We start from the raw sequence: 15219 nt of genomic DNA on the forward strand, positions 1-15219 counted from the left end.
CAGATAGGAGCGTGGCTCTGTGGGAGACGGGTATCCCTGGGATGCCCCGGGTTCGCGCCGATGGGTGGGCCTCTCAGCAGTGGTGGCCTCCGTCGAGCAGCTGGGCTGTGGGAGGAGCGTGGTCGGTTCAGGGGCCGGGGCGGGAGGCTGCGGCGGGGTGGGGCGGGAGCTGGCCGGGGCCAAACATGCGCAGCCAGGGCCTGAGCAGGATGTGCCGCAGTTCACCGGCGAGGTAGTCCTGGAGCAGGAAGGCGAGTGCGAACTGGCCTCCAGGCGAACAGCGCAGCATGGTCACGAGCTGGGGAGGCAGGTGTCGCGGTGCGAGTTGCTCCACCTTTTCCTGCGCTAGAGGCAGTTGTCGCTGGTCAACTTCGGTGGCATAGCTCGTGGTGAGGTGTTCGGTGAACTCCGCCCGTGCGCTGTCGCTGAGGTTGCGGACTACCTGGATGAACAGGGACGCGGTGTGCCAGAGCTGGTGGAGGTGGGCAGCGGCGCCGAGGTCTTCCTGGTTCTGGGTGTGGTGCTGTTGCTGAGGGGTCAGGCCGGTGTGTTCGAGATCGAGGGCAGCCAGGCGAACCCACTCGTTGCTGTACTGGTGCAGGGCGACGGCGTGCCTGGCGTAGGCGGTTGCGTTGTCCTGCTTGTGATTCCAGCGTTCGGCGGCGTGGTGTCGGTAGGCGGCGATGCGTAGCTCGGCCAGGTTGGGCACACTGCGCCAGTGGGCCATGATGGCCTGGAGCACTGGGGCCAGTGCTGCTTCATCGTGTGGCGGGAGCTGGGGAGTCCACGCCCCGCCGGAGTTGTTGAACGAGCCGAGGGCCTGCTCGGGATTGGTGATCACAATGGACGGTGAGCCGGGAAGTGGGGTGCCGTGCAGGTGCAGGTGACGCGTGATGGAGCGGTGATGGTCCAGGGTCGGCAGGGCCTTGTCGAATTCCCCGAAGGTCAGCCGGACGGCCTTGCCTTGTGGCGCGGTGGGGGCGGGAAGCGGCTGGACTGTGATCGGCCCGTGCACGGTCGGCTTGGTCGGGTACGACTGTGGCGCGATCTCGTAGAGGCCGCATCCGGTGGCCGGATCGACGGTGAATGTGGCGTTCATCGTTGTGTGGCCGGTGACCAGGAGGACATGGTCGACAGGCCGTTGTGGTGCCGTGGCGGAGTTGTCGTGTGATTCAGGCACAGCATGTTCCCTTCTGACGGTGCGGCCGGTATGCGACAGAGCAGGGCGGGCACTGGCGGTGGCGACGGCTCGCCGACGGTCGTTCGTCCACAGTGGATCGCTGTCGTGTGGGGTGTGTCCGAACGGCTTCAGAAGGCCAGTTCGCAGTGGCGGTGAGGGACGAGCCTCGGCTGAGGTCACTGCTCTGCCGTAGCGGTGGAAGCGGCGTCGCGTGGTGATCGACGGGGCTCGGCTCGCGGTATAGCCGGATGCGGTGCCCGGCTATACCGGGCTTCTGGTTGTGGTGGTGGGGCTCAGCGTTCCGGGAAGAACGGCGAAGCCTGGGAGGTCACTGTCTCGGAGTCCGCGTTCTGGGTGCCGGGCTGGGAAGTGTGCGCGTGGGGTCAAGCCGGGGCCCGTTCGTCGTGGTCGGTGTCCGGGGTGGCGGTGATCGTCAGGGAGTACGGGAGTCCGCGCAGTCCGGCGGTGTTGATGTCGATGAGAGGACCCGCTGGCGGCAAGGCGAGGGTGATGACCATGCCTGCCGCGGCCATGCGGTAGCGGAGCGGATCGTCGTTCGGGTCGTCGGGGTCACCGTCATGCACCGTCACGGTCGCCAGACGCAGCGACGCCTGGGCTGGTTGCTGTCCTCGGACCTGAACGCGGCGGATCTCGAAGCCGCCGATCCCGTTTCGGTGGCCGCGTTTGAGGGCATCGCTGCGGGTCAGGCCGAAGAACTGTGAAACTGTGTGGTGATCGCTGGATTCTGCTGGGGCGGGGAGTTCGCCGTGCGGTGTGTCGAGTTCCTGCCAGTGTTCACGGACCACTGTGGCGAGATGGTGCAGTGCCTCGGCGTGGGTGAAGTAGATCTCCTGCCCGATGTGACCAACGATCGCGTAGTGCAGATGCCAGATCACAAGGCTCACTTCGCTGTCGAGGGTTGCCTCGGTGGGAGGTTCCGGGTTGCTGATGCTCGCCACTGCTGTTCTCCTGTCTCAGGTGTCTGGGTGGTACGGAGGCGATGTCTGGGCAGAGCCGTCCCTGCGCAGGTGACGCGCAGGCCGTCCTCGGCCGGGGTATGTGCCGGGTCGGGCGACGAGTTAGCGGGTACGCAAACGGCCTGATGTGGCGGGATTGCCGATCACCGCGTGGCCCAGGGCCTGGGCGCTCGGGTTTGACAGCCCCAGACAGGGTGCCTCGGAAGGCAGGCTGGCTTGATCCCTGGCTTCCGAGGCACCTGGGTGCCTGGCGGAGAGAACGGGGTGGTGCTGGGCGGTGCCTGCCGTTCTCGGCCCCGGTGCACATGGGGACAGTGGAGGGCAGAGGTCACGGCCGGGTGGTGTGGCACAGCGTGTCCGGATCGCCGGGGAAGTCCCTCTAGCGGAAGGAGTACCTTCTGGGCGGCAGGTCATAGACAACCGTGGTGATACCCCTGGCGATGAGCGTGCGTTTGATGATGGAGACGATGGTGTCCCAGTCGCCTCCACCTCGGCCATTTCCGATGCGCGGCATGTGGACAGTGGCGGCGTGGTCGCGGGCATACTCGGCCACCGTCACCAAACAGCGCTCAAGGGCGTCGTAGCGTAGGGGTTTGGGGTTGCCTCGCATGCGAAAGCCGCGTTGAGCAATCATGTTCGCCACCACGATGTCCTCTGTCACACGGACAAACTGGCAGGCCCCCAGGGCGAAGTCGTTGCTGTTGCGGCGGCTCCACCAGGCGCGGTAGCGGTGCTCGGGAAAGTCCCAACAGCGGGAGATCGCGTTGACGAATCCACTCCCCCAGCCTCCCCGGTCGTTGCACACGTGTGCGATGAGTTTGCATCCGTCGCCACTGGGAGCGGTAGCGTCGCCGACGATGTAGAACAGTTGACTCAAGAGCTTCCTCGCTTGGCAAGATTCCTGGGTCAGGTCAGCAACACGCGTTGCTCACGGACGAGAGCGGTTGCTGAGCACATCCAGGGGTGGTGTGTGGTTCCTGATGCTGTGTCGCCAAGCGGGGCCGGGGCGGCGCCGGCTGAGCGCGAAAGTGAGCTGAAGCAGTCAGGCCCGGCGCCGTCCTGGCTCTGCTTTCATCGCAGCAGCAGGAACCACTGCCACCTGCCTGCGGTGTGCCGATGGCAGGTGAGGTGCCTTGTAGGTCGTTTCTCCTGGCGAAGGCTGTCGTTGTTCAGGGCGAGGATCTGGACGAGTTCACCGTTGTGCTTGAGGTAGAACGCCCTGGTCATGTTCAGGACAGTCCCGGGCAGTTGGGTCGGCTTGCCCTCATGACCGATGGTCTGGATCGTTCGCTGTGCGAAGTGGACAGTCCTTGAGTTGCACAGAGGACCGCGGCATGACCAAACCAGGCTGGAGACGCGGTCCTCACAGAAGATCCGTCCACAGGACGGAGGTGTGCGAGTGTGGTGGCACACCAGGTCTGAGAAGCGGTGCACGGTGAGGGCACACAGTCCTGCGGGACGTGGCCGGCCAGAGACGCCCTGATGTCCTGTTGTTCGTGTGCCATGCTGGATACCGGCACTGACACGCCAGGAAAGGCACAGGAGAGATCTGGGGCGACGCGCCACCAGGCCCTCTGGCGATGCGTTCGGGAAGAACTGAAGTCCGTCTCTGTTGTGCGGCTGCCGGTAGGGCTGTCGGTGCTGTCGAGGAGGTGCGTCCCTGTGGCCGCTGCCTCTGGCAGCGGGGCCGGTGTGGGGCATGCGTCGGGTGGCAGGGCTGTGGCAGATGCCGATGGATGCGCGACACCGTGGGCTGGCAGGGACCGGCAGGATCGGACCTGTCCCTCGGGGAGAGGTGCGCATCAACCACATCGTGGTCAACGTGATCGAGCCTGTGCACCGGGACTGAGTGGCTGCACCGGCACCACCGGCACCACCGGCAGGGAGTGTCCTGACCTCAGGCCGCATCGGCCGGTCATCGAGCGGTCCACCATCGAATCCCCTGCCCTCGCGGCACCCCACCGCCTTCCCCTTCACCCTTCGGGAGGAGCAGACAATCCCATTATTGCCTCACATAAACAGCCTCCAGTGACGCGGTGTGCGTGGGTCGCTGTACTGGCCGGGGGGTGCACGATGGTGCCGTCGCCCGCGGCCTCCCACTCAGCCTCGACGGCGAGCCTGTTCCCAGATGGCGGGCTACGACGGTGGTTGGTGGGGCATACCGACGTGAAGGGACTGTGGCGGGTTCGCTTGGTGGTGTTGTGGTCAGTCGCGCCATGCGGCCAGAGACCAGGGGCCGTCGACCCACAGTTGGATCTCGGCGTACGGGGTGTCGCTGGGTACCCAGATCTTCCAGCGGCCGTATCCGAGCCAGTGGTCGCCGGGCTGGAGGTGTCCGAAGGTCGCGGCGGTGGACGAGCGCATGAGCACGTGGAGCCGGCGGGAACCGTGGGGGGTGTCGATGTGGCCTCGGTGGGTGTCCAGGAGTCTGTAGCTGGTGGAGTTGCGGGTGGTGCCGGTGGCCCGGACGGTGCCGTGGATGGCCAGGGGGTGGGGTTCCAGTAGTGCACGCTGGGGTCGGTCGATGGTGATGGCGCAGCTCTGGGCTGCCGGTCGGCAGAACTGGCTCCAGGTAAGGAGCTGCCCGGCGTGGCGGACCCGGAACTGGGCGACGGCGGTCGGGTCATTGTCGAAATCGCGCAACAGCTTGACGATCTGTGCGGCGCTTCCCAGGGCGGGCACCAGTGCGTGTGGTGTGGTGGTGACGTGCAGGCGCGCGATGGGCTTGCCTGCCATATTCGGGGGGAGATTCTGGAGGTCCTCGATTGCGTCGGGATCGGGTAGCCGGAGTTCGTAGAGGCCGTTCTTCTTGCTCAGGGTGCCGTGGCTTTCGTGGATGAGTTCCTCGGCTCGGCGGGGAAAGTCGTAGCGGCATCCTGTGTCGTGTTCGCTGCTTGCGGCCAGTCGGTAGTAGGCCGAGACCTGTTCCCTGCCGCCACCGGCGGTGCGGCGGGCGTAGGAGCCGACCGGGACGACCGGGGTGGTGCATTCGGCGCAGTGCAGGGGCCGGTAGGGCTCATAGGGCGAGGGCGTGCGATCGATGGCCGCGCGAGGATGGGTGTGCCCGCGACTGTCTTGGGCTGCGGGGATTCCAACGGTGGTTGCCATGGGCACACCTCGCTTCCACAGGAGGGGTCCAGAGGAAAGGAGACAGGGGAACGGGCGGTCGTCGTCTCCCCTGGCTAGGGCTGCTGGTGAGGCCGGTGCTCGGTGGTGACGCCCCTGCTCAGCAGCAGTGCGGCGGTGCGGGCGGGGCTGCCGTGGGCGTGCAGGTCGTCTTCGCTGACCTCGACGTCGTATGTGGAGGTGAGTTTGACGGCGATTTCGGCCAGTGTCAGGGAGTCGAAATCGAGCTGTTCGTAGGGGGTGTCGGTGGTGGCTTGATGGCGTTCGACGTCGAAGTCGGTGATGAGGAGTTCGAGGATGTTCTCGGACAGGGTGCGGGTCATGTTTCCTCCGTTGGGTGTCCACTCAGGACAGTCGTGAACGGCTGGTGCCGCCAGGTGGTGGTTGTGGTCAGGCGCTGTGGAGCTGGGGCCAGGTCAGGGCGATCGAGCCCCAGGTAAGCCCGCCTCCGAAGGCGGTGAGCAGGAGTCGGTCGCCGGTGTGGAGGCGTTGTTGCTGGTGTGCGTGGCCCAGGGCCAAGGGGATGGAGGCGGCCGCGGTGTTTCCCACGCTGTCGATGTTGATGACCGCGCGGTGGCGCTGGATGCCGAGTGCGTCGGCCACGGAGCGCAGGATGCGGACGTTGGCCTGGTGGCCGACCAGGTGGTCGACGTGCTGCGGTGTCCAGCCGACCTGGTTGAGCACTCGGGTGGAGGAGCTTTTCATGCTGTGCACGGCTTTGCTGAAGACTTCCCTGCCGCGCATGGTGAAGTAGCGTTGCTGCGGGGTGGGTGTGGCGGGCTGGGATCGTTGGCGGGCGCCGCCAGCGGGGATGGTGATGAGATCGCTGTGGGTGCCGTCGGATCCCAGGTCGTATCCCAGAATGGCTCCGGGGGTGGCCGGTGTGCCCGCGGTGAGCACGACTGCGCCGGCGCCGTCGCCGAAGATGGCGGTGGTGGTGGGGTCCTGGGGGTTGAGGATGGTGGAGTAGACCTCCGCGCCGATGACCAGGACCCGTCGGGCGTTGCCGGCGGTGATGACGTTGGCGGCCAGGACGAGGGCGTAGATGAATCCGGAGCAGACCGCGGCGATGTCGAAGGCGGCGGCGGGGTTGAGGCCGAGTCGGCTGGCGACTTCGGGGGCGGTGGCCGGGCAGGGATGGTCGGGTGTGGTGGTGGCCAGGACAAGCATGTCGATGTCGGAGTTTCCGGCTGAGGCTAGTGCGCGCTGTCCTGCGTGGACTGCCAGGTCGCTGGTGGCGGTGCCGTGCTCGGTCCAGTGGCGCTGGCGGATGCCGGTGCGGGACTGGATCCATTCGTCGGTGGTGTCCCCGCGGGCGGCGAGTTCGTGGTTGGAGACGCGGCGGGGTGGGAGGTAGGTGCCCAGGCCGCAGACCACGGCGGCATCGCCGTTGCGGCGGCGTTCTCGGGTGGGGTTGGCCACGGTGGTGCCTTTCCGGTGTGAGTGGGGTGGTGGCCGGGTCAGAGCAGTCCATTCACGATGGTGGCGGTGCGGGCGTTGGCGGGGTGGATGGTGGCGGGGCGGGCGGTTTCGGGGGTGGTGTCGATGCGGACGTAGTCGGCGCGGGCGCGGGTGATGGCCTCGGTGATGCTCATCTGGGGGGTGAGGTGGTAGAGGTCGAGGATTTGCTGCAGGCGTTGGGTGATCGAGCCGCCGACGGTGTGGTAGGGGATCTGGAGTTGTTGGAGTGTGGTGAGCATCAGTTCGTCGGCGAGGAAGCGGAATCGTTCGTTGACTGGCCGGTGCCCGTCGGGCACGAGCGGGAACTCGATGGGCAGGTGCACGAACGAGTCGTAGGTGGCCTTGGCGTGCTGGTGGGCCGGGATTGCCATCTGTGCCAGCACGTCGCGGTAGAAGCCGAGTTTGTCGCTGTGGTCGGCGGTGGTCAGGTCGGTGGTGTCGTTGGGGTTGATCCCGACGGTGACGCGCACGGTGCCGTAGGCCCATTCGTGCAGTGAGGATCCGTCGGAGATGAAGCCGTCGGGCAGGTGGGATTCGTTGACGGCGCGTTCCTGGTTGCGGCGCATGATCAGCATGATGATTTCGGCGGGGGTGCATTCCTCGAGGGTCTTGCCGGGTACGGAGATCGGGAGCAAGTCGCGCATGGTTTGGGCGGCCGAGCGTGGGATTCCGCTGAGGTGGGCCAGTGCGATGGAGGTCAGGGTTTTGCCGACGGAGTAGGTGCCGGCGATGGCGATGGTGGGGATGGTGTGCTCCTTTGCAGAGGGGTGCGGCTGTGCACCGGGTTGGTGGGGTCAGGGCAGTTGGTGGGCGACGGAGCAGCGCACCATGCCGTCGTCGGTGTAGGAGGTGATGTCGGCGCGGCGCCAGGTCTCACCAGTGCGGGTCTGCAGCAGCTGGGTGTTGAACAGGGAGGCGAGCAGGGTGAAGGGTTGCGCGGTGTGGGCGCGTGGCGGGCCGGCGATGATGTGGGTGCGGCGCATCCACAGCGTGTGGGAGGTGTCCCGGTCGATGCCATCGAGTTGGTAGAGCATGACCTGGCCCAGTTGCAGGACGGCGACGAAGAGGTCGATGACGCTGATCGCGGGCTGGTAGAGCCCTTCCAGGCCCTCCCCTGGTTCCGCGGCCATCCCGGTGGCGTTGAAGGTGATCTGGTGGGCGTGGGCCTGCTGGTGGTCGGGCCGGAGATGGATGTCTGCCAGGTGTTGTCCGCGGTCGGCCACGCCGGTGCCGAAGGGGCCGTGGTGGGGGTTCCAGATGGGGTGAGGCTCGGGCGTACCGGTGTGGAGGTGGTCGGGCCGGGGGTGATTGATCATGATGGTGGCGGTGAGGGAGCCGATGCGGCAGTGCCAGGTGGAGAGTTCACGGCCAGGCTCATCGGCGTGTTCTCGCTCGCTCAGGTGGGCGAGGACGTCGAAGGCGGCGAGTTCCTGTTGCACAGGGGTGTTTCCGGCTTTGATTCTGGCATCGCACAGCCAGGCGGAGGCGAGTTGGTGGGGTGAGAGTCCGTCGTGCTGAGTGAGGTGGATCTCGGCCAGGCGCACCGCGAGGATGATCACGTCGATGGTGGACAGATGTGGGGGCTGGTCGATCTGGTCTTTGCGGGACCAGTCGCTGGGGTAGTCCACCGCGGCGGTGGCGGTGATGGTGCAGGGCATGGCCGGGCTGAGGGTGATGGTGTGGAGATGGTGGCGGGTGCGTTTGTGGCCGTCGCCGAAGTATCGGGTCGTGGCGGGGCCGAGGTAGTCCTCGATGGTGGGCAGGTGCAGTGAGTCCGTGCTGGCGCGCGACATGATGTCCTTTGTCCGAGAGGTGAAGCTGGTGTGTAGAGCGGGGAGGCTTAGGCGGTGGTCGCCGGGGTCTGTGCCGCTGTCGGGCCGGTGGTGGCCACCGGCCGCAGGAAAGCGAGCACGAGCGCTGCGCCGAGCAGGACGACGGCGCCGTTGACGGCGATACCGAAGGTGGTGGCTTCCAGTACCTTCGTGCTGCCGTGCATCGGGCCGGAGTGGGCCAGGGCGACGGTGGACATGATGGGAATGCCCAGGGAGAAGGCGATCTGCTGCGTCATGCTCGTCAGGCCGGTGGCCAGGCCCTGTTCGTGGTCGGCGACCCCGGAGGTCGCGGTGATCGTGTAGGCCACGATGGCCAGGACATGCCCGAAGCCGCCCAGGAAGGTCGCCGCTAGGACGAAGAGGATGTTGGGCGTGGTGGCCTGGCCGAGCCAGTACATCGCGCCGGTGGTGAGGGCCTGGAGGGCCAGGCCGAACACGAGCGCGCCGCGGGTGCCGGTCCGGGCGATGACGTGTGCGGCGAAGGTGCCGCCGAGGAATGCGCCCAGGCCGAGGAAACCGAACATCAGACCGGTCTGAAACGGTGTCAGGCCCAGGACTTGCTGGAGGTAGAGGGTCAGCAGGAAAGACAGTCCTGACTCCATGGCGAAGGTGATCAGGCCGGCGAAATTTCCCCACTTGACGGTGTTGGCGCGCAGGATGCGCAGCGGTGCCAGGGGTTGCGGGGCGCGCAGCTCGATGCGGTAGAAGGCGGCCAGCAGGGCGGCGGCGGCCAGCAGCGGTCCCCAGGTCGCGGGTGAACTCCAGCCGTGGCGTTCGACCGAGGTGACGCCGAAAACCAGGGCGAGCAGGCCGAGGGTGACGGTGATCGCGCCGGGCACATCGAGTGCGGGACGCTGGGGGGCGCGGGACTCGCGGATGAGGAACCAGGCGGCGGTCAGCAGGATCGCGCCTGCGGGCACGTTGATGAGGAAGGTCCAGCGCCAGGAGAGCAGGTCGGTGAGCACACCGCCCAGGACGGCGCCGGAGGCGAACCCCAGTGAGAGCAGCGCACCGTTGAGTCCGAGCGCTTTGTTGCGCAGTGCTCCTTCGGGGAAGGAAGTGGTCAGCAGGGCCATCCCGGAGGGGATGACCATGGCGGTGGCCACGCCTTGGGCGATGCGTGCGGCCAGCAGGATGGCCGGGGTCTGGGCCAGGCCGCCGATCAGGGAGGAGATGGTGAGCAGGGCCATCCCGGCGAGAAAGAGCCTCTTACGGCCGAGAAGGTCGCTGATGCGGCCGCACAGCAGGGTCAGTCCGGCTGCGGCCAGAGCGAAACTGGTCACCACCCATTGCAAACTGTCGATGCCGAAGCCGAGATCGCGACCAATCACGGGAAGCGCCACGGTGAGGATGGAGAAGTCGATGGCGAACATGGCCTGGGCGCCGAGAAGGACGACAAGCGTGGCTTTTTGTCGCCCGGTCATGCGGATGTCGGCGGGTGCGGCTGTCATGGTCGCCAGCATTGATCGACTGTGGGCCGTCAACCAGTCAGCGATCGTCGTAGTGGTGACAGTGTCAGGATGTGATCCAGCGCTGACGGGAGGGCCGGGCTCGTGTGCGGTGCTGGAGTGTGTGGTGGCCAGTTGCGGTGAGATCGGCGATGACGTGCTGTGTGGGGAGCGCGGGGCGGCGAGGGCCCGGCGGCGGTCGCCCGCCGATTCAGGTGCGTGGCTCCGCGCGCGGGCTGAGCAAGGTGCGGGGAACCTGCCGTTACGTGGCGCTGAGGGGGCCGCTGCGGCGCTGGGCGCCGTGAGCGGCCCGGCGGGGACGCTCAGGCTGTGAGGGTCTGCTGCGTGGCGCCGAGGGCTGGTTGTTGCTGGGGCGGTGCTGTGCCGATGGGGCCGGGTTGTGCTGACTGGCTACCGCCGCTGGGGTCTTCCGGGGCTGAGGGCAGGTGGATGGTCAGGCTCAGCGCCGCGGAAGTGAACTCCAGCGAGATGCGGGAGAAACGGAGCCTGCCGAGATCCTCGTCGTGAAGCAGCTCGTGGCCGTCAGCATCGTCGGAGACATCGTGGTGGTCCCAGAGGGTGGCAAACAGCGGGCTGCCGCGCCGCAGCGCTTCGATCATGGCGGTGAAGGCCGGGGTCCCGACGCTAGTGGTGCTGCGGCCGCGGAAGCGCGCGAGGAGATCAGCGGCGTCCTGTTCCCAGCGGGGCCGACGTCCTCGGGTGCGAGGGTTGCAAAAAAACTCGGTAAGCAGGTTGTCCTGGTGACGCAGTCCCAGGATCTGGTTGGCGGGGGTGTTGGCGGCGACGACGTTCCAATGCCGGTCGGTGATGTAGGCGGGATGGGGTCGCCAGTGATCGACGACGGGTTGCAGCTGGCATCGAGGGGGGATGGCGGCGGACTGGGCTGGTTCCTCGGCGAAGCGGGCCAGGTCTCTGACGTAGCGGTGTTCGGCCGTACTGAGATTCAGGGCGTGCGCGATGGCGTCGAGGACATCGGGTGAGAGCCGCTGTGCCCGGCCTTGCTCGATGCTGGTGTACCAGGACACGCCGATGCCGGCGAGCATCGCGATTTCCTCTCGGCGCAGCCCCGGAGTGCGGCGGTATCCGGTGATCGGCAGGCCGACCTCGGCTGGTGTCACCTTGGCCCGTCGGGAGACCAAGAACTCGCCGACCGCGATGTGCTGGGGCCGCTTGGCACCGGGGGTGTGTCTTGTCCGACGAACGATGACCACCGCCTATTCCCGTATGCAAATACCTAGGGGCAGGTTACCTCCTTCGCCAGCGTTGTTGCCAGGGCATGCCCCCAGGGGCAGGTCGGGCGCGGATGCGCCACCGGCGCGTGCCCACCGGGGCAGCGAGTGCCGCGACCGGCTTGGCCTTCGTCTGTCCAGAACCAGGCGATGGTGGTCGCGCCTGAGCCGAGATGCTCTTGACCCAGGCGGGGACACCGTGTGATCTCCCCCAAGGAACAGGCGGGGATCCGCCGCGCGATCGCAAGGTAGTCCTCTGTCCTAGCCATGTTCGGACCAGCGCGCGAGTGCGTGGTTGTCGCAGCGGGGCACAGCAGAGGTGCCCTGCACACATCGTGGTCAGCGGCGTAACTGGCCGAACTCAGGCTGAGGCGAGGACTCTGTGGAGGGTGGCCACTGTGTCGCGGTCCACAGCGGTGACGGAGCCATCGACGGCACGGGAGAGGTTCCGCTCGGCCCGGGAGACGTTACGAATGACGGCTCCGTGATGCAGGTGGGTGTTGACTGCCTGCACCACTCCCCAGCCGGTGTGCTGCCAGGGCGCCACCCGCGGGTCCTGTTCCCACAGCCGGCTCAGGTCTCGGCGGTGGTTGATGGCGTTGGTACGGCCGCGGTTCGTCTCGGGAATCGGGGCGTGTGCGGTGAGGAATTCACGCCACTGTCGGTCAGTGACCGTGGTCTGGCATAGATGACGGACTTCCGCGGCGAAGTCTTCGGCGACGGTGCAGACCAGGGCCAAGGCGTCACGGGCATCGAGGATGTCGAGCTTGCTGTGCCTGGTGTGTTTGATCTTGACCTCCTGGCCAGTCTCGCGCAGGCCGGCGGCCATGGTGTTGTCACAGACGATGTTGGTGACCACCCGCTTGTAGGTGGTGTTGAGACTGCCGTCATGGCTGGTGCAGGCAACCAGGCGCGGGCGAAACTCGACGCCTTCGGGCGTGGTGATGTTCTCCGGCATCTCGATGCTGACCCAGGCCCTTTTGCGGTGGTCGAGTAGCCCCGCCGAGCCGATCTGAAGGTGGCTGTCCAACAGCAGGTCCACTCTGTCCAGTAGCCAGTCCTGGTACTGGTGGATGGCGTAGCCCTGAGTGAACAGGCCCAGCAGGTCGCCGTTGTCGGAAGCTGTGACGGCCAGCCGGCCCGGCGCAGTCCGCAGACCGTGTCTGCCCTCCAGCAGGACAGGCCCCGGCTCTGCGACCCAGTTGAATAGTCTGCGTTGGACATCGGCGACGGGTACGGCGTGGGGGTAGTGGTTGGGTTCATCGCCTTGGTGGGCGGCTTGGTAGTGCCAGGCGTGGCCGCGTTGCTCGGTGAATCCGATCAGCACGTTGTGATTGAGCCACTGGCTCGTTTCCTTGGACATCGTATGCTCTCCTTCGTTGTGGGCGGGACGGATCGTGTTGTGGCGAGAGCTGTGGTCTGTGTGGCTGGCCAGGCCAGGCGTGGTGCGGGGGCGTCGAGTCGCATCGCAACGGGCGGCTCGTGCCTGGGGCAGGCGAAGTGGCCGTTGGGCGTGGGCTTAGCGCGGCACCTCCGGTCAGGGAGTGGCGATGGCGTGTGCCTGCATCAGGTGTGGCATGGGCGCTGGAGTCCTTGAGGACTTCGCTGGGGATCCGTCGGGTTTTCAGGCGAGGTGGCACGGGTCCGCACATCGGGCTCGGTGCGATCTGGTGTGGTGTGCCTGCCGGTGAGTGGCCCGTGCCACCTCGCCTGGGTAAGCAGCCGACACTCTGCTTGCGGAGTAACCGCGCTGAGCGGCGGACCATGTTGTGGTGGTGATCGGCCCGACTCGCCTGGGCCTTGGGGCACTGCGAGTGGGCGTCGCGGCGGGGTCTGGCCCGCAGATCACGGTGGGATTGTGGGTGCCTGGTGTGGACTCGGCACCCGCGGTGCTGCTGAGGCATCGGGGCGGGGCGGAGCGCACAGTCGTGGCGTTCAACAGGATCTGACGCGACATCGCATCAGACGCATGTGCCTGCGGTGTGGCTGGTCAGGCTCAGACATCACCCCGCCTGGGCGTATCTAGGGTGCGGGCGGTGGCCATCGACATCAGGTTCCGGTCCACATCAGGGAAAACTCGAACGGTCAGCCTGGGTGGTTGACCAGACCGGGTGTCCTCGGCAACGGTGAATCCGAGGCGTCTCAGATCAGCGGTCCGAGGCCAATCCGGCGTCGTCGCGATCGGTCGGTGTTGTCACTGCGCTGTCGGTGGCGCTGTTCTCAGGTCTCACGCAGCTCGTCGGCATGCGACAGGACCTTGCGGGCAGCCCGCGCAAGAGGACTGCTGCTGCGATAGGCCATGGCGCCCACATCCAAGGCAACCTCCAGGCCTGTCGCCGGACGCATCGTGATCAACGACGGCAAGCCGACATCTGCTTCGACATCGCGGACACTGCGGCCAGAGGGTGCTGGGCCGCGGACGACCAGGGCCACCGGGGTGCCCTGGCTCTTGATACGGGTCACCATTCGGGCAGCAGAATGACAGGCCCGGGATTCAGCAGGGACCACCAGCACCGCGAGATCTGCGTATGCCAGCACAGTCCGGGTTGCCGGGTCGGCGGTCCTCGGCAGATCACAGACGACGACACCCTCATCGACGCGGCAGGCGGAGATCACCGACTCCACGGCCCGCGGATCCAACTCCGCTACGCGCTCGTCGCAGGAGAGCACTGTCGGGCCGTACACCCCGGCCGTGGGCCAGGAGTGCCGAAGCGGGATGCGGTTGAGCCGGTCACCCCATGCGGGGATCGCCGACCATCCCAGTACCTGACCCTTGTCGGTTCCGAGCACTCGGTCGATGCCGCCACCCAGCGGATCGCAGTCCAGCAATGTCGCGTTCCGGCCTTGGTCGGCTGCGGTAAGGGTGAGAGCGGTGGCCAGCACAGTGGCTCCTGCACCTCCTCGGCCACCGAGCACGGCGACCACCAGACCCTGGCCAGGGTCAGGTTCTCCGGTGGCCTTGGCGAGCGCGGCGTCGAGGCTGTTGGCCGCGGCCGACAGGATCAGGACGGGTGTTGCTCCGAGTGCGACGGCATGGGGCCAGGAGTCTGTGTGGGGTTCGGCGGTGGTCAGGACCAGCACGTCGCTGCGGCGAGGCAGGGAGGATGTTGCACATTCGGCCAGGGTCTGCTCATCGAGCATCACCAGTGGCGTCTGTTCCCACAGAGCGTGGAGTTCGTCGATGGTGGTGGCGCGCACGAGGGTGCAGCCGACGCGGGTAGCGGCTTCCTGCGCGGCTTTAAGGAGGAAGGGGTCGGCGGCAAAGATGATGGTGGGTGCGGTGTTCACGAGATGCCTTCCAGTACGGGATGGGATGAGACGAGGAGACTGTGGTGCGAGCGGACTGCGGAGGTGTGTGGCTTGTCTGCACACTGCGCAGGTATCACGGAATCGGGGCGGACTTCGATGGCCTGCTCCTCGCGGACCGCCGGTAACGGTGTGACCTAGCAACAGAGGTCGGGGTCGTAGAACTCGGCCGCGTCGGCGTCATCAGCGGGATGTTGGCGGCACCACCGGTGGAACCAGGCCACGGGCACAGCGGCCTGGATCTCACGCCACACCTCTGCGGTGGTGACGATGCCGTCCCGGTTGATCCCCGACGTGGATAAGGCACTGAGCCCAGCGACCACAGCGGCGGCGGATTCGCTCAGCACGATATTCCTCGTGGGCGCCGTGGCTCGATCGTCACGTGCGGTGGTGGGCCTGCTGGTGTTTCGTTGCCAGCCACGGCGGGCGCGCCGGGTGCGGCGGTGACGCCGGTAGCTGGGTCCGTGACTGTCTCCGGCCGCTGGCATGCACACCCGCCGTGGGATTGGACGGGGCGTTCCCAGCCGTCTGGGGGAATCGAGTACTCCCACTGTGTCCACGGGACTGGCTGCAGGCCGCTTGCGGCCAGGATGGCGCTGACGGTGCGCCGGGTCACGCCGGGACCGTAGGCGCCGATCA

General features: G+C 66.9%; 14 protein-coding genes. All 14 read right to left on the reverse strand.

From position 1 onward, the window contains the following. Window positions 1–127: 127 nt before the first annotated feature. Window positions 128–1099 carry a hypothetical protein gene (locus tag MZC64_RS19350; protein WP_247758133.1) on the reverse strand — a complete coding sequence of 324 codons (972 nt, stop codon included), beginning with the start codon at window positions 1097–1099 and terminating at the stop codon, window positions 128–130. Between the two features lie 464 nt (window positions 1100–1563). After that, window positions 1564–2139 (reverse strand): hypothetical protein, encoded by a 576-nt coding sequence (locus MZC64_RS19355; RefSeq protein WP_247758134.1) that lies wholly within the window; start codon window positions 2137–2139, stop codon window positions 1564–1566. Window positions 2140–2536: 397 nt separating this feature from the next. Further along, window positions 2537–3034, reverse strand: coding sequence for a hypothetical protein (locus tag MZC64_RS19360; RefSeq protein WP_247758135.1), 498 nt, complete (start codon window positions 3032–3034; stop codon window positions 2537–2539). A 194-nt stretch (window positions 3035–3228) separates the two neighbouring features. Next, complete coding sequence (locus MZC64_RS19365) at window positions 3229–3384, reverse strand: hypothetical protein (RefSeq protein WP_247758136.1); 156 nt, start codon at window positions 3382–3384, stop codon at window positions 3229–3231. Between the two features lie 978 nt (window positions 3385–4362). Further along, window positions 4363–5265, reverse strand: a complete 903-nt coding sequence (locus MZC64_RS19370; RefSeq protein WP_247758137.1) for a hypothetical protein — start codon at window positions 5263–5265, stop codon at window positions 4363–4365. A gap of 74 nt (window positions 5266–5339) precedes the next feature. Further along, the gene (locus tag MZC64_RS19375) at window positions 5340–5606 is read right to left on the reverse strand and encodes an acyl carrier protein (protein WP_247758138.1); all 267 of its coding nucleotides are present in this window, start codon (window positions 5604–5606) and stop codon (window positions 5340–5342) included. 67 nt (window positions 5607–5673) lie between these two features. Then, complete coding sequence (locus MZC64_RS19380) at window positions 5674–6705, reverse strand: beta-ketoacyl-ACP synthase III (protein WP_247758139.1); 1032 nt, start codon at window positions 6703–6705, stop codon at window positions 5674–5676. Between the two features lie 38 nt (window positions 6706–6743). Then, a complete protein-coding gene (locus MZC64_RS19385; protein ID WP_308301038.1) occupies window positions 6744–7490 on the reverse strand; it encodes an AAA family ATPase in 747 nt (248 codons plus the stop codon). Window positions 7491–7538: 48 nt separating this feature from the next. After that, window positions 7539–8537, reverse strand: a complete 999-nt coding sequence (locus MZC64_RS19390) for an AvrD family protein (RefSeq protein ID WP_247758140.1) — start codon at window positions 8535–8537, stop codon at window positions 7539–7541. Window positions 8538–8584: 47 nt separating this feature from the next. Next, complete coding sequence (locus MZC64_RS19395) at window positions 8585–10027, reverse strand: MFS transporter (RefSeq protein WP_247758141.1); 1443 nt, start codon at window positions 10025–10027, stop codon at window positions 8585–8587. A gap of 320 nt (window positions 10028–10347) precedes the next feature. After that, window positions 10348–11256 (reverse strand): helix-turn-helix transcriptional regulator, encoded by a 909-nt coding sequence (locus MZC64_RS19400; protein WP_247758142.1) that lies wholly within the window; start codon window positions 11254–11256, stop codon window positions 10348–10350. A 379-nt stretch (window positions 11257–11635) separates the two neighbouring features. Continuing rightward, entirely contained in the window at window positions 11636–12637 is a 1002-nt protein-coding gene (locus tag MZC64_RS19405; RefSeq protein WP_247758143.1) for a DUF932 domain-containing protein, read from the reverse strand. Between the two features lie 857 nt (window positions 12638–13494). Further along, a complete protein-coding gene (ssd, locus tag MZC64_RS19410) occupies window positions 13495–14562 on the reverse strand; it encodes a septum site-determining protein Ssd (RefSeq protein WP_247758144.1) in 1068 nt (355 codons plus the stop codon). A 155-nt stretch (window positions 14563–14717) separates the two neighbouring features. Then, window positions 14718–14927: a hypothetical protein gene (locus MZC64_RS19415; RefSeq protein ID WP_247758145.1), complete on the reverse strand. Its 210-nt coding sequence runs from the start codon at window positions 14925–14927 to the stop codon at window positions 14718–14720. Window positions 14928–15219 lie beyond the last annotated feature (292 nt).

Source organism: Crossiella sp. S99.2, from assembly GCF_023094165.1.
Taxonomy (GTDB): Bacteria; Actinomycetota; Actinomycetes; order Mycobacteriales; family Pseudonocardiaceae; genus Crossiella.

Bases quoted from the DNA above. Each gene is read 5' to 3' on its own strand.
- MZC64_RS19350 (WP_247758133.1), bottom strand. From the start codon at position 1,099: ATGAACGCCACATTCACCGTCGATCCGGCCACCGGATGCGGCCTCTAC.
- MZC64_RS19365 (WP_247758136.1), bottom strand. From the start codon at position 3,384: ATGACCAGGGCGTTCTACCTCAAGCACAACGGTGAACTCGTCCAGATC.
- MZC64_RS19370 (WP_247758137.1), bottom strand. From the start codon at position 5,265: ATGGCAACCACCGTTGGAATCCCCGCAGCCCAAGACAGTCGCGGGCAC.
- MZC64_RS19375 (WP_247758138.1), bottom strand. From the start codon at position 5,606: ATGACCCGCACCCTGTCCGAGAACATCCTCGAACTCCTCATCACCGAC.
- MZC64_RS19390 (WP_247758140.1), bottom strand. From the start codon at position 8,537: ATGTCGCGCGCCAGCACGGACTCACTGCACCTGCCCACCATCGAGGAC.
- MZC64_RS19395 (WP_247758141.1), bottom strand. From the start codon at position 10,027: ATGACAGCCGCACCCGCCGACATCCGCATGACCGGGCGACAAAAAGCC.
- MZC64_RS19405 (WP_247758143.1), bottom strand. From the start codon at position 12,637: ATGTCCAAGGAAACGAGCCAGTGGCTCAATCACAACGTGCTGATCGGA.